The following is a 12,781-nucleotide window of genomic DNA, read 5'->3' on the forward strand; positions in this document are numbered from 1 at the left end:
GGATCAAACATCGAGGGCCTCCTTCTTCTTGCGCGACTTGGGCATGGACACGAAAATGGTGGAGCCGTGCTTGCGCTTGCCGAACAGGCTGGCGTCGCTCACGCCGTCCGAGCAGCCATTGCCGAAGCTAAAGCCGCAGCTGCCCTTCTCGTTGAAGCTGTCCTCGGCCATTTCCTTGTGGCTGCTCGGGATCACGAAGCGGTCCTCGTAGTTGGCGATGGCCATGATGTGGTACATGTCCTCCACCGTGGCCTTGTCCAGGCCCACCTGCTTCAGCACATCCAGTAGCTCCACGCCTTCCACACTCTTGCCCCGCATATAGGCGCGCATGGCCAGCATGCGGTCCAGCGCACGGACCACCGGCGCCTGGTCGCCCGCCGTCAGGAGGTTGGCCAGGTACTGCACCGGGATACGCAGGCTTTGCGTGTCCGGCAGGATGCCGTTGCGGCCCAGCTTGCCCGATTCGGCCGCCGCCTGGATAGGCGACAGCGGCGGGATGTACCAGACCATGGGCAAGGTGCGGTATTCGGGATGCAGCGGGAAAGCCACCTTCCACTCCACCGCCATCTTGTAGACCGGCGAGCGCTTGGCCGACTCCAGCCACGCGTCCGGGATGCCCTGGCGCCGCGCCTCCTCGATGATGGCGGGATCGTGCGGGTCCAGGAACAGGCCGAGCTGCGACGGGTACAGGTCGCGTTCATCAGCCACCGAGGCCGCCGCTTCAATGCGGTCCGCATCGTACAGTAATACGCCCAGGTAGCGGATGCGGCCGACGCAGGTTTCCGAGCACACGGTGGGCTGGCCGGCTTCGATGCGCGGGTAGCAGAAGGTGCACTTCTCGGCCTTGCCGGACGACCAGTTGTAATAGATCTTCTTGTACGGGCAGCCGGAGATGCACATGCGCCAGCCGCGGCACTTGTCCTGGTCGATCAGCACGATGCCGTCGTCCTCGCGCTTGTACACCGAGCCCGATGGGCAGGACGCCACGCAGGTCGGGTTCAGGCAGTGCTCGCACAGGCGCGGCAGGTACATCATGAAGGTGTTCTCGAAGGTGCCGTACATCTCCTTCTGCATATTGTCGAACAGCTTGTCCTGGCTACGCTGCGCGAACTCGCCGCCCAGGTCATCCTCCCAGTTCGGGCCCCACTCGATCTTGTCCATCTTCTTCCCGGTCAGCACCGAGATGGGCCGGGCGGTGGGCGGCGTTTCCGACAGCGGCGCGTTCTGCAGGCGCTCGTAGTCGTAGGTGAACGGCTCGTAGTACTCGTCGATCTGCGGCAGGTTGGGGTTGGCGAAGATATTGGCCAGGATCTTCAGGCGGCTGCCCTGGCGCGGCTCGATCTTGCCCGCGTCCGTGCGGCGCCAGCCGCCGTTCCACTTGTCCTGGTTCTCCCACTGCTTGGGATAGCCGATGCCGGGCTTGGTCTCGACGTTGTTGAACCAGGCGTACTCCACGCCGTCCCTGCTGGTCCACACGTTCTTGCACGTGACCGAGCAGGTATGGCAGCCGATGCATTTATCCAGGTTCAGCACCATGCCGATTTGTGCGCGAATTTTCATGCTTTGCTCCCTTGTTTTTCCACCAGCGGACCTTCCAGCCAATCCACCTTGTTCATCTTGCGCACCAGGACGAATTCATCGCGGTTCGAGCCCACGGTGCCGTAGTAGTTGAAGCCCCACGACAGCTGCGCATAGCCGCCTATCATGTGGGTCGGCTTGGTCACGGCGCGGGTGACCGAGTTGTGGATGCCGCCCCGCATGCCGGACATCTCGGCGCCCGGCGTGTTGACGATCTTTTCCTGGGCGTGGTACATCAGCGTCATGCCCTCCGGGACGCGCTGGCTGACGATGGCGCGCGCCGTCAGCGTGCCGTTCACGTTGAACACCTCGATCCAGTCGTTGTCGACGATGCCGGCGGACTTGGCGTCCGTTTCGGACAGCCACACGTGCGGGCCGCCGCGCGACAAGGTCAGCATGCGCAGATTGTCCGAGTAGGTGGAGTGGATACCCCACTTCTGGTGCGGCGTGATGAAGTTGAGCGCGATCTCCTTGTTCCCGTTCGGCTTGGCGCCCAGCGTGGCGGCCGTGGTCTTGGTGTTGATGGCCGGCTTGTACACGCACAGGCCCTCGCCGAAGTCGCGCATCCAGCGGTGATCCTGGTAGAACTGCTGGCGGCCGGTCAGCGTGCGCCACGGGATCAGTTCGTGCACATTGGTATAGCAGGCGTTGTAGCTCACCTCTTCCGATTCCAGGCCCGACCAGGTGGGCGAGGAAATGATCTTGCGCGGCTGCGCCTGCACGTCGCGGAAGCGGATGCTGTCATGCTCGCGCGGCAGCGCCAGGTGGGTGTGGTCGCGGCCCGTGATCTTCGACAGCGCATCCCAGGCCTTCACCGCCACGTGGCCGTTGGTTTCCGGCGCCAGCGACAGGATCATCTCGGCCGCGTCGATGGCGGTATCCAGGCGCGGCTGGCCATGGCTCACGCCCTCGGCCAGCACGGTGCGGTTGATGCCGCGCAGGACGTCCACCTCGTGGCCGGTCTTCCAGCTGATGCCCTTGCCGCCGTTGCCCAGCTTCTCCAGCAACGGACCGATGGAAGTGAACTTTTTGTAGATCTGCGTGTAGTCGCGCTCCACCACGGTGAAGTTGGGCATGGTCTTGCCCGGCACCGGCTCGCACTCGCCGGCGCGCCAGTCCTTCGGATCGAAGGGCTGGCCCAGCTCGCCCGGGGTGTCGTGCATCAGCGGGGTGAGCACCAGGTCGGTCTGTTTGCCCAGGCAGGCGCCACCGATTTCCTCGAACTTCTTCGCCAGGCCCTTATAGATCTCCCAGTCCGAGCGCGACTGCCACAGCGGCTGCACGGCCTCGGACAACGGGTGGATGAAGGGATGCATGTCGGACGTGTTCAAGTCGTCCTTCTCGTACCAGGTGGCGGTCGGGAGCACGATGTCGCCGTACAGGCAGGTGGTGGACATGCGGAAGTCCAGCACCACCAGCAGATCCAGCTTGCCCTCCGCGGCCGGGCGCACCTTCACGTCGCGCGGCTTGATGCAGTGGTCCTCGTCGCTCATCAGCGCGTTCTGCGTGCCCAGCAAATACTTCAGGAAGTACTCGTGGCCCTTGCCCGAGCTGCCCAGGATGTTGGAGCGCCACACGAACATATTGCGCGGGAAGTTGGCCGGATTGTCCGGATCGTCGCAGGAGAACTGCAGCTTGCCGTCCCTGATCTGCTGCACCGCGTAGTCGGCCGGCGCCACGCCTGCCGCCGCCGCCGCGCGCGTCAGCTCCAGCGGATTGGTCTGCAGCTGCGGCGCGGACGGCAGCCAGCCCAGGCGCTCGGCCTTGGCGTTGTAGTCCAGCAGTGTCATCGGCGCCACGTCGGCGCCCGCCAGCGGCGAGGCGATTTCGTCGGTGTGCAGCTTCTCGTGGCGCCACTGGCTGGTGTGGGCGTAGAAGAAGGAGGTGCCGTTCATCTGGCGCATCGGACGGTTCCAGTCCTGCGCGAAGGCCAGCGGGGTCCAGCCGGTTTGCGGCCGCAGCTTCTCCTGGCCCACGTAATGCGCCCAGCCGCCGCCGGACTGGCCGATACAGCCGCACATCATCAGCATGTTGATGATGCCGCGGTAGGTCATGTCCATGTGATACCAGTGGTTCAGCGCCGCGCCCACGATGACCATGCTCTTGCCGCGCGTCTTGTCGGCATTCTCGGCGAACTGGCGCGCCACGGTGATCACGTCGGCCGCCTTCACGCCGGTGTGCTTGACCTGCCAGGCCGGCGTGTAGGGCACATCGTCCTCGTAGCTGGACGCCACGTTGCCCCCGCCCAGGCCGCGGTCCACGCCGTAGTTGGCCAGGGTCAGGTCGAACACGGTGGCCACCAGCGCGGTGCTGCCGTCGGCCAGCGTGATGCGCTTGACGGGCACGTTGCGCAGCAGGACATCGGAGGCGTCCTTGCCGCCGAAGTAAGGGAAGGCCACCGGCAGCACCTCGCCGCCTGCGCCCAGCAGCGACAGCTGCGGATCGACCGGCTGGCCATTGCCGCCCTGCTTCATCTCCAGGTTCCACTTGCCGGACTCGCCCCAGCGGAAGCCAATGGAGCCGGCCGGCGCCACGATAGCGCCACTGGCCTCGTCGATCACCAGGGTTTTCCATTCCGGGTTGTTGGTCTCGTCCAGGCTCTTGTCCAGGTGCGAGGCGCGCAGGAAGTAGTCCGGCGCCAGGTGGCCGTTGTGCTCCTTGAGCAGCACCAGCATGGGGAAGTCGGTGTACTGCTTGGCGTATTCCTTGAAGTACTTGGACTGGCCGGCGGTGTGGAACTCCTTCAGGATCACGTGGCCCATCGCCATGGCCAGGGCGGCGTCGGTTCCCTGCTTGGGGGCCAGCCAGATGTCGCCGAACTTGGCCATCTCGCCGAAGTCGGACGACACGGCCACCGTCTTGGTGCCCTTGTAGCGCACCTCGGTGTAGAAGTGGGCATCGGGCGTGCGCGTCATCGGCACGTTAGAGCCCCACACCATCAGGTAGGTGGAGTTGTACCAGTCGGCCGATTCCGGCACGTCGGTCTGCTCGCCCCACACCTGCGGGCTGGCCGGCGGCAAGTCGCAGTACCAGTCATAGAAGCTCAGCGCCACGCCGCCGATCAGCGACAGGTAGCGCGTGCCGGCGGCGTAGCTGACCATGGACATGGCGGGAATCGGCGAGAAGCCGACGATGCGGTCCGGGCCGTACTTCTTGATGGTGAACGCGTTGGCGGCGGCGATCATCTCGTTGGCGTCGTCCCACGACGCGCGCACGAAGCCGCCCTGGCCGCGCACGGTCTTGTAGCTGGCCGCGCGGGCCGGGTCCTGGCTGATGTACTCCCAGGCGGCGACCGGGTCCATGGTCACGCGCGCCTCGCGCCACATCTCCATCAGGCGGCCGCGCACCATCGGATACTTCACGCGCTGCGCCGAATAGACGTACCAGGAATAGCTGGCGCCGCGCGGGCAGCCGCGCGGCTCGTGGTTGGGCAGGTCCGGACGGGTGCGCGGATAATCGGTCTGCTGGGTTTCCCAGGTAATCAGGCCGTTCTTCACATACACCTTCCAGCTGCAGGAGCCGGTGCAGTTAACGCCGTGCGTGGAGCGCACGATCTTGTCGTGCTGCCAGCGCTGGCGGTAAGCGTTCTCCCAGGTGCGGTCCTCGTCCACCACGGCGCCGTGGCCGTTGGAAAAGGTCGACCTGGCCTTGCTGAAGAAATTCAGGCGATCCAAAAAATGACTCATGCTGGCTCCTCGCTGGCGCCGCTGGGGCGCCGGGAAATAAACACCGCTGCACGCAACATGCATGCAGCCGTCGATGGAAGCAGTCTACGAATACGGCGCCCTATTGGATATCGGCAAGAAGTGCTTCCGGCAGAGCGAGAAGGAGTAGCCTGCCTAGTCCTTTGTGACTAGGATGGCGTGCCGGACGGGCTGCATGCGGGTACGGCTGGTGCGGTGCCGGCGCGGTGCGGCAGCGCGGGCTGAGCGCAAACGCAAGGGCCGCCGGCGGGCGCCGCGCCGCGCCCGGCGTGAACGGTGGCTGAGGACGCCATGCACAGGGCGGCCGGCGCCGATGCCGGGGCCGATGCCGGATGCGCGCGCCACTCCAGCAGCAGCATGCCGGCCAGCGCCGCCAGCGAGGCCGCCTGCACCGCCAGGCCGAGCGGCGCGGGCCTATGAGATCTGAACATCATGACTCCTTCAAAAACGGGCATGTGCCCGCGCCGCCATTGTCGGCAGCGCGGCCGCGCGGCGCCTTGATGTGCATCAAGCGCAGCCGGGCGGCGCGGCGCCTCGTGCGAAATGCCTAGTCCCCCTCGTGCCGACCGCCTATAGCCGCGCGGGCGCGGCTGGGATATACCTACGGCATGGCCGCCGCGCGCGGCATCCCACAGCAAACAATGACAAGGAAACCACATGAAAATCGCCAGTTTCGACGACCTGCTCGCCGCCGCCGCCGCCCAGGAGCAGCCGCAGCGCCTGCTGTTCGCCTTCAGCATGGCCGAAGCCGCGCCCGGCCACCGTGGCGCGGACGCCCCGCAAACGCTGATCCCGGTCATGTGCGCCGACAAAGCGCCCGAAGAAGTCACCAGCTTCGCCCAGCTGGCCGGCGAAGCGGCCGACATCGGCGCGCAATGGGACATGGTGATGGTAAGCGCGCTATCCGGCGCAGCGGGCACACAGCCGCCCGCCGGCACGGTCGAGCAAGCCCTGCGCCGCATGCTGCGCGCCATCCAGGACGGCCAGCTCGACTGGATGCTCGCCTTCGACCGCCAAGGACAACTCCTACACGCTCAACCAGCCTGATTTCCCAGGCGACCTCAGCCGCATTTCGCCCCCATTCGGGGTCAGACCCCGAGTTCAGGAAAATGCGGCAGAGCTCGTTTGACGCGCTGCGTTTCATTCGGGAGCAGCCGTTCTGGCGCTTGCCCACTGACAACTTCGCCCGCCGCCGCTGCGCGCGGAACCAGGCTCGGCAGCCTAGCGACCTGAGCCGCATTTCCCCCACTTCGGGGTCAGACCCCGAAGTGGGGGAAATGCGGCTCAGGCTGGCTAATCAGGGTGGGCTAATCAGGGGGGCGGGTCAGGGGGCAGACCAGGGGGAGGAATTGCTGGCGCCGGGCGGAGTAGGCCATCAGGGCGCCGCATTCGATGTCGAAGTACCAGCCGTGCAGCTTGAGCTTGCCTTCGTCGACGCGGCGCTTGATCCAGGGGTAGGTCAGCAGGTTGTCCAGCGAATGCAAGATGCTGGCCAGCTCGCAGGCCTTGTGCTGCTCGTCCTGGCCGCGGTGGCCCAGCGTCTGCCGCACCTGGCGCGCCACCGGTTCGGCGATCTTCATCCAGCGCCCGACAAAGTCGGTCTCGGCCGCCGGCTGGCGCGGCCCCATCAGGGCGCGGATGCCGCCGCAGCGCGCGTGGCCCAGCACGATCACCCGCTCCACTTCGAGATTGCATACGGCAAATTCGATCGCCGAGCTCACCCCGGGCGGCGCGTCCGGGGTGCACGGCGGGACCAGGTTGGCGATATTGCGCACCACGAACAGGTCGCCCGGGTCGCTGCCGGTCAGCAGCATGGGGTCGACCCGCGAGTCGCAGCAGCCGATCAGCAGCGTGCCCGGCGTCTGGCGCGCACGCAGGCTGTCGTACAGCCCGTGGGTGTCGCCGAAGTAGCGCTGCTGGAAACGGCCGAAGCCTTGTACGAATTTTTCAATGTCTTGCATGCGCCCTCCTCAACCTGCGCATTGCCGCAGCGCGGCCGGGTCCAGGATCGCCACCCGCCTGCCCTTGAACGCGATCAGGTGGCGCGCGCTCAGCTCGGCCATGATGCGCGAGAAGTGCTCCGGCGTGAGGCTGAGCCGCGAGGCCAGCACCGCCTTCGACACCGGCAGCGTGAGCGATACTTCGCCGGCCGTTTCCTGCGAGGGCTGCTTGAGCAGGAAGGCGGCCACGCGCTCGGTGCCGGAGCGCAGCGCGTACGATTCGAGGTCGGACATGAGGCTGTGCATGCGCTGGCTCAGGCCCGCCAGCATCTTGCAGGCGAAGGCCGGCGCGTTTTCAATCTCGCGGTAGATGGCCGGCTTGGCCACGTGCAGCAGCAAGCTGTCTTCGGTGGCTTGCGCCGTGACGATGTAGGGGCTGTTCATGAACATGAGCGCTTCGCCGAAGCTGTGCCCGGGCCCGATCAGTTCTATCACCTTCTCAGCGCCGTGCGCGGAGTGGAAGGCCAGTTTGACGCGGCCGTACAGCACCACGTGGAAGCCGGTGCACGGGTCGCCGCGCTGGAAGATCAGGTCGCCACGCTCGACGCGCAGTTCGGTGCAGCCCAGCGCGATGCGGTCCAGCTCTTCGTCCTGCAGGGTATTGAACAGCGGAACCCGCGACAAAAACGTTTGCGGTTTGATTTTATTTCGGTCCATAGTGGTCTCCTGCGCCGCCCTAAATCGTGGCGGAATAGCGCCGTGGCGGCGGGCCGGTGTCGGCCTGTGCGTGCAGATAGCGGTCGAACGCCATGCAGATATTGCGGATCAGCAGCCGCCCGCGCAGCGTGACCTGGATGCCTGCGCTGTCCATGCGCAGCAAGCCCTGTTGTTCCAGGGGCCGCAGCCGTTCCAGCTCGGGGGCGAAGTAGGCGGCCGCGCCGCCGGGGATGGCCGGCTGGCTGGCATCGAGCGAGGCGAAGTCCAGTTCGAAGTCGCACATCAGCTTGCCGATCACGCTGCGGCGCAGGTGGTCGTCCACGTCCAGCGTAACGCCGCGCGCGACCGGCAACCGGCCCGCATCCAGCGCGGCGTAGTAGGCCGATATGGACTTTTCGTTCTGGCTGTAGCAGCCGCCCACCGAGCTGATGGCCGACACGCCCAGCGCCACCAGGTCGCTCTCGGCGTGGGTGGAATAGCCCTGGAAGTTGCGGTGCAGCCGCCCTTCCCGCTGGCTGCGCGCCAGGTCGTCCTCCGGCAGCGCAAAGTGGTCCATGCCGATGTAGACGTAGCCGGCCGCCGTCAGGCGCTCGATGCACAGCGCCAGCATGGTCAGCTTGGTTTCCGGGTCCGGCAAGGTGGCCGCGTCGATCAGGCCTTGCGACTTGAACAGGTGCGGCATGTGGGCGTAGTTGTACAGCGCCAGGCGGTCCGGCTTCAGGCCTATCACCTGCTCCAGGGTGACGGCCATGCTGGCCGGGCTCTGGCACGGCAGGCCGTAGATCAGGTCCACGCTCACCGAGCGGAAAGCGGCGTCGCGCGCGGCTGCCAGCACGGCGGCGGTCTGCTCGTAGGGCTGCACGCGGTTGACGGCGCGCTGCACCGCCGGGTCGAAGTCCTGGATGCCCAGGCTGACCCGGTTGAAGCCCTGCCGCCGCAGCACGTGCATGCGCTCGGGAGTGACGGTGCGCGGGTCGATCTCGACCGAGAATTCGCCTTCCTCGTCGGCGGCGAACGCGAAGCGGCTGCGCAGGGAGGCCAGCAGGCCGTCCATCTGGGCGTCGTCCAGGTAGGTGGGCGTGCCGCCGCCGAAGTGGAGCTGTTCGACCCGGTTCATGCCGGCGAACAGCGCGCCTTGCAGTTCAATCTCGCGCTCCAGGTAGTCCAGGTATTGCACCGCCTTGCTGCGGTCCTGCGTGATGATCTTGTTGCAGCCGCAGTAGTAGCACAGCGACTGGCAGAACGGGATGTGCACGTACAGGGACAGGCCACGCGCCTGCCCAGCTCCAGCTCCAGCTCCAGCTCCAGCTTCGGCCCCGGCGCGGCGGGCCGCGACGCCGCTGCGGTAGTCCGCCTCGCCGAAGCCGGACTGGAAGCGGTCCGCGCTGGGGTAGGAGGTGTAGCGCGGCCCAGCCTGGGTCAGGCGGCGCACCAGCGCCGCGTCGAATTCGACCGAGGGGGTGATGGGGATGGTTAGCATGGCATGGCCGCGTTCTTGCGCGCATAGCACCACCACGTGAGCGCGATGCAGCTGACGTAGAAGGCGATGAAGCACCACAGCGCCGCGCCGGGACCGCCGGTCAGCGCGATCGAGGTGCCGTAGCTCTTGGGGATGAAGAAGGCGCCGTAGGCCGCCACCGCCGAGGTGAAGCCCAGCACTGCCGCGCCTTCCTTGTTCGCTTCGATCACGGCCTGCTCCTGCATGGCCTTGGGCTGCCCGGCTGCGGCGCGCTGGCGCTCGGTGAGGAAGATCACGGGGATCATGCGGAAGGTGGAGGCGTTGCCCACGCCGGTGCCGGCGAACAGCAGCATGAACATCCAGAAGAAGCCGTTGAAGTTGCCCGCCACGCCGTCGTGCGGCAGGAACTGCAGCACGCCGTAGACGGCCAGGATCATGCCGGCGAAGGTCCACACGGTGACGCGCGCGCCGCCCAGCTTGTCGGAGATGATGCCGCCCACCACGCGCGCCAGCGCGCCCACCAGCGGACCGAGGAAGGCGTACTGCAGCGGGTTCACGTCGGGGAACTGGGTCTTGATCAGCAGCGGGAAGCCGGCCGAGTAGCCGATGAAGGAGCCGAAGGTGCCGGTGTAGAGCCAGCACATGAGCCAGTTGTGCTTGCGCTTGAAGATCACGGCCTGGTCGGCGAAGGAAGCCTTGGCCGAGGCCAGGTCGTTCATGCCGAACCATGCCAGCAGGCTGCTGACGGCGATGAAGGGCACCCAGATGAAGCCGGCGTTCTGCAGCCACAGGGTGGTGCTCTGGCCGTTCTTGACGGCGGTCTGCGCTTCGCCGCCGATGGCGCCGAACACGCCCATGGTGATCACCAGCGGCACCACGAACTGCACCGCCGATACGCCCAGGTTGCCCAGGCCGGCGTTCATGCCCAGCGCGTAGCCCTTCTGCGATTTCGGGAAGAAGAAGCTGATGTTGGCCATGGAGGAGGCGAAATTGCCGCCGCCCAGGCCGCACAGCAGCGCCAGCACCAGCATGGTGGGGTAGCCGGTGTTCACGTCCTGCACCGCGTAGCCGATGCCGATGGCCGGTATCAGCAGCGAGGCGGTGGAGATGGTGGTCCATTTGCGCCCGCCGAAGATGGGCACCATGAAGGAGTAGAAGATGCGCAGCGTGGCGCCGGACAGGCCGGGCAGCGCGGTCAGCCAGAACAGCTGGTTGGTACTGTACTGGAAGCCGATGGCCGGCAGGTTCACCACCACCACGCTCCACACCATCCAGACGGCGAAGGCCAGTGCCAGCGCCGGGATGGAGATCCACAGGTTGCGGTTGGCGGTGTCGCGCCCGCCGTCGCGCCAGAAGGACGGTGCTTCGGGCTCCCAGGTACTGATTAGATATTTGCTCATGATTTCTCCTGAATCGAGGATTAGCAGCGTTGAATTAGGCGGCTTTCGCCAGCGGCGGTATGGCGGCGGCCGGCGAGCCGGATCGGCCGAACGAGTAGTGCATGGACACCAGCGAGACGCACACGGTGCCGTACAAGAGCATGAAGGCGCTGGAACGCACGCCGGTCAGGTCCAGCAGCGCGCCGAACATGATGGGCAGGACGAAGCCCCCCAGACCGCCGGCCAGGCCGACCACGCCGGACACGGCGCCGATGTTGTCGGCGAATTCGTCGCCGATGAACTTGAAGACCGAGGCCTTGCCGATGGCCATGGCGATGCCGACCACGAACAGCAGCCCGGTGAACATCCAGGGCGTGAGCGCCAGGTCCATCTGCAGCGGACCGTTGACGGTCTTGACGACCATCGAGGTGGGCGGATAGGACAGCAGGAAGAAGCACACCCAGCACACCCACATCACCCACCAGGTGACCTGGTAGGCGCCGTAGCGGTCCGAGATCCAGCCGCCCAGGGCGCGCAGCACGCCGCCCGGCAGCGAGAAACAGGCCGCCAGCAGCGCCGCCAGTTTCAGGTCGAAGCCGTATTCGGCCACGTAGTATTTGGTCATCCACAGCGCCAGGCCGACGTAGCCGCCGAACACCACCGAGTAGTACTGGCAGTAGCGCCATACGCGGCGGTCTTTCAGCACCTTCATCTGCTCGGCGAAGCTGACCGTGCCGGGCACGTTGTGCGAGGGATCGGTGGCGCTGAACAGCCAGAACGCGATGGCGGTGATCAGCATGCCGGCCGCGTACACGGTGGGCAGCGACTGCCAGCCCCAGGCCGCGATGATGGCCGGGGCGACGAACTTGGTGAGCGCCGAGCCGGAGTTGCCGGCACCGAAAATGCCCATGGCCAGCCCGCGCCGCTCTTTCGGGAACCAGCGCGCCACGTAGGGCGTGCCGACCGAGAAGGAGCCGCCGGCCAGGCCTATCATCAGGCCCAGGGCCAGGAACTGCCAGTATTCCGTGGCCAGGCCGATCAGGTAGATGGCCGGCACGGTGGCCAGCATCAGCAGGAAGAATACGATGCGGCCGCCGTAGCGGTCGCACCAGATCCCCAGCGGCACGCGCACCAGCGAGCCGCTCAGCACGGGCATCGCGGCCAGCAGGCCGAATTGGGTTTCGTTCAGGCCCAGCGATTTTTTGATGGGAATGCCGAGCACCGCGAACATCATCCACACTGCGAAGCAGATGGTGAATGCGAACGTGCTGCTGGCCAGCACGCGGACCGCTGTGCCTTCCTTGTTATTGATTGCCACCTTGTTCTCCCTGACAGACTATCGGATGACGTCAGGTTACGCGGCGGCGCGGCGCGCGGATATTGGCCGGAGGGTTATCGGCTCAATGCAAAAAGGCTAGCCGCCTCGTTCGAAATGACTAGTCCCGGGGGCGGGCTTGCGGGGGGCGGCGCGCAGGGTACCAGGTCGGCCAGGGTGAGCGCGTCGAGCCGTGCCAGGTAGGCGGCGGTGGCTGCCTCCAGCGCGCCTTTCAGGCCGCAGCAGCCCTGGTGGGCGCAGACCCGGTCGGTAGCGTTGAAGCAGGCCGCCATGTCGAAGCCGGTCTCGGTGCGGCGCACCACCGCGCCGATGTTGATGGCCGACGCCGGCACGCCCAGCGTGATGCCGCCGCCGCGGCCGCGCCAGGTGCGCACCATGCCGTCGTGCGCCAGGTCCATCACCACCTTGCCCAGGTGGTGGCGCGACAGGCCGTGCAGGTCGGCGATGTCCTGGATGGTGGCGGGTTCGCCGCCGCGCCGGGCCAGGAACATCAGCGTGCGCAGCGTGTAGTCGGTGTAACTGCTCAATTTCATGGCGGGCTCCTTGGCCTCGTTAGCGTTGGCGCCATTATTCCCCCGCCTGGAAACCCCGGACATAACCCAGATCAAGAAAAGCTGCATTCATTTTGCTTGTTTTCGCCGGTTGGCCAAAAATCGCACTGTTCCAAC

10 protein-coding genes are annotated in these 12,781 nt (G+C 66.3%); 1 reads left to right on the forward strand and 9 read right to left on the reverse strand.

Annotation, left to right across the window (positions count from 1 at the left end; all coding sequences use genetic code 11):
• Positions 1-3: 3 nt before the first annotated feature.
• From narH to ASC94_RS15015, 3 genes are all read right to left on the reverse strand, one after another.
• The gene (gene narH, locus ASC94_RS15005) at positions 4-1,560 is read right to left on the reverse strand and encodes a nitrate reductase subunit beta (protein ID WP_056396194.1); all 1,557 of its coding nucleotides are present in this window, start codon (positions 1,558-1,560) and stop codon (positions 4-6) included.
• Positions 1,557-5,264 carry a nitrate reductase subunit alpha gene (locus ASC94_RS15010; protein ID WP_056396196.1) on the reverse strand — a complete coding sequence of 1,236 codons (3,708 nt, stop codon included), beginning with the start codon at positions 5,262-5,264 and terminating at the stop codon, positions 1,557-1,559. Before ASC94_RS15010 ends, narH begins: the two co-directional genes overlap by 4 nt.
• A gap of 167 nt (positions 5,265-5,431) precedes the next feature.
• Complete coding sequence (locus ASC94_RS15015; protein ID WP_157201461.1) at positions 5,432-5,716, reverse strand: hypothetical protein; 285 nt, start codon at positions 5,714-5,716, stop codon at positions 5,432-5,434.
• A 223-nt stretch (positions 5,717-5,939) separates the two neighbouring features.
• Here ASC94_RS15015 and ASC94_RS15020 point away from each other — a divergent pair, with 223 nt between their 5' ends.
• Positions 5,940-6,329, forward strand: coding sequence for a hypothetical protein (locus ASC94_RS15020; RefSeq protein ID WP_056396202.1), 390 nt, complete (start codon positions 5,940-5,942; stop codon positions 6,327-6,329).
• 260 nt (positions 6,330-6,589) lie between these two features.
• Here the strand turns inward: ASC94_RS15020 and ASC94_RS15025 are convergent, their stop codons facing one another.
• The 6 genes from ASC94_RS15025 to ASC94_RS15050 form a co-directional block, all read right to left on the reverse strand.
• Positions 6,590-7,243 carry a carbonic anhydrase gene (locus tag ASC94_RS15025; protein WP_056396205.1) on the reverse strand — a complete coding sequence of 218 codons (654 nt, stop codon included), beginning with the start codon at positions 7,241-7,243 and terminating at the stop codon, positions 6,590-6,592.
• 9 nt (positions 7,244-7,252) lie between these two features.
• Positions 7,253-7,939, reverse strand: a complete 687-nt coding sequence (locus tag ASC94_RS15030) for a Crp/Fnr family transcriptional regulator (protein ID WP_056396208.1) — start codon at positions 7,937-7,939, stop codon at positions 7,253-7,255.
• A gap of 19 nt (positions 7,940-7,958) precedes the next feature.
• On the reverse strand, positions 7,959-9,419 hold the full coding sequence (hemN, locus tag ASC94_RS15035) for an oxygen-independent coproporphyrinogen III oxidase (RefSeq protein ID WP_056396213.1): 1,461 nt from the start codon (positions 9,417-9,419) through the stop codon (positions 7,959-7,961).
• Positions 9,413-10,798: a NarK family nitrate/nitrite MFS transporter gene (locus tag ASC94_RS15040; RefSeq protein WP_056396215.1), complete on the reverse strand. Its 1,386-nt coding sequence runs from the start codon at positions 10,796-10,798 to the stop codon at positions 9,413-9,415. Before ASC94_RS15040 ends, hemN begins: the two co-directional genes overlap by 7 nt.
• A gap of 34 nt (positions 10,799-10,832) precedes the next feature.
• Complete coding sequence (locus ASC94_RS15045; RefSeq protein ID WP_056396218.1) at positions 10,833-12,095, reverse strand: nitrate/nitrite transporter; 1,263 nt, start codon at positions 12,093-12,095, stop codon at positions 10,833-10,835.
• A gap of 74 nt (positions 12,096-12,169) precedes the next feature.
• Positions 12,170-12,646 carry an Rrf2 family transcriptional regulator gene (locus ASC94_RS15050; RefSeq protein ID WP_082616541.1) on the reverse strand — a complete coding sequence of 159 codons (477 nt, stop codon included), beginning with the start codon at positions 12,644-12,646 and terminating at the stop codon, positions 12,170-12,172.
• Between the last annotated feature and the right edge of the window lie 135 nt (positions 12,647-12,781).

This window comes from Massilia sp. Root418 (genome assembly GCF_001425265.1).
GTDB lineage: Bacteria > Pseudomonadota > Gammaproteobacteria > Burkholderiales > Burkholderiaceae_D > Rugamonas.

Excerpts from the sequence above, each read along its gene's own strand:
- narH (WP_056396194.1), bottom strand. The coding sequence starts at position 1,560 with ATGAAAATTCGCGCACAAATCGGCATGGTGCTGAACCTGGATAAATGC.
- ASC94_RS15010 (WP_056396196.1), bottom strand. The coding sequence starts at position 5,264 with ATGAGTCATTTTTTGGATCGCCTGAATTTCTTCAGCAAGGCCAGGTCG.
- ASC94_RS15015 (WP_157201461.1), bottom strand. The coding sequence starts at position 5,716 with ATGATGTTCAGATCTCATAGGCCCGCGCCGCTCGGCCTGGCGGTGCAG.
- ASC94_RS15020 (WP_056396202.1), top strand. The coding sequence starts at position 5,940 with ATGAAAATCGCCAGTTTCGACGACCTGCTCGCCGCCGCCGCCGCCCAG.
- ASC94_RS15025 (WP_056396205.1), bottom strand. The coding sequence starts at position 7,243 with ATGCAAGACATTGAAAAATTCGTACAAGGCTTCGGCCGTTTCCAGCAG.
- ASC94_RS15030 (WP_056396208.1), bottom strand. The coding sequence starts at position 7,939 with ATGGACCGAAATAAAATCAAACCGCAAACGTTTTTGTCGCGGGTTCCG.
- hemN (WP_056396213.1), bottom strand. The coding sequence starts at position 9,419 with ATGCTAACCATCCCCATCACCCCCTCGGTCGAATTCGACGCGGCGCTG.
- ASC94_RS15040 (WP_056396215.1), bottom strand. The coding sequence starts at position 10,798 with ATGAGCAAATATCTAATCAGTACCTGGGAGCCCGAAGCACCGTCCTTC.
- ASC94_RS15050 (WP_082616541.1), bottom strand. The coding sequence starts at position 12,646 with ATGAAATTGAGCAGTTACACCGACTACACGCTGCGCACGCTGATGTTC.